The organism is Enterococcus italicus DSM 15952 (assembly GCF_000185365.1).
Classification (GTDB): Bacteria; Bacillota; Bacilli; order Lactobacillales; family Enterococcaceae; genus Enterococcus_G; species Enterococcus_G italicus.
Genome location: NZ_GL622274.1, coordinates 1 through 850, shown reverse-complemented (window position 1 = coordinate 850; position 850 = coordinate 1). Strand labels below are relative to the sequence as shown.

Genomic DNA, 850 nt, shown 5'->3' with positions numbered 1-850 from the left:
ATCAAAAGACCAATGTGACACAAACGGATTCTGTCACATTCGCTAAAATCGCTCCATCCCTAGAGGCTCTAAGAGAAAATCACTTTTCTTTTAGAGTCTTTTTTCTATAGCTTGTTTAAATGTGACTTATTATCTGTTATAATTATATTAAGTAACATTTGAGAGGGGACTAAAAATGAAGAGCGTGGAACCGATTCGCGACAAAAAAAAGATCGATGCCATGAAGGCAATTTTGGCTTCCGGAAAATATGGGCCACGAAATTTAGTGCTCTTTTCGATCGGGATCAATACAGCCTATCGAATCTCCGATTTAAGACAGTTGAAATTAAGTGATGTGTTAGAAATTTCCCGCGGACGGGTGATTGTCAAAGAACGTCTGGCCATGAAGGAACAAAAAACAGCTAAACACAATTCGGTTTTCATTTCGAACAAATTACGAAAAGTGATTCTTGATTATGTTCAATCGGAATTTCCTGAGCAGCTGCAAGCACAAGACTTCAGCAAGTATTTGTTTCCAAGTCGAAAAGGAGCAGATGCGCCTTTGACCCGACAAAGCCTTTGGCGGATCATTCATGAAGCAGGAACAGCGGTTGGTTTAAAAGAAATTGGTCCCCATTCGATGCGCAAGACCTTCGGCTATTTTTTGTACAAGCAAGGGACCAAAACAGAGATCATTCAGTCGCTGCTCAACCATTCTTCGCAACGGGAGACCTTACGCTATATTGGGATCACCCAGGAAGATAAAGATACCGCAGTAAAGAGTTTGGATCTATGACAGAATAATGCCCTATATAATAATAGAAGGAAAAATTCAAAAGGTGAGAAGATGAACGAAGAAAAGCGTCCGAAA

General features: G+C 40.1%; 1 protein-coding gene. It reads left to right on the top strand.

Annotated elements, in window-relative coordinates:
• Positions 1 to 175 precede the first annotated feature (175 nt).
• Positions 176 to 775, top strand: coding sequence for a tyrosine-type recombinase/integrase (locus HMPREF9088_RS11220; protein ID WP_007209379.1), 600 nt, complete (start codon positions 176 to 178; stop codon positions 773 to 775).
• Positions 776 to 850 lie beyond the last annotated feature (75 nt).

Excerpts from the sequence above, each read along its gene's own strand:
- HMPREF9088_RS11220 (WP_007209379.1), top strand. The coding sequence starts at position 176 with ATGAAGAGCGTGGAACCGATTCGCGACAAAAAAAAGATCGATGCCATG.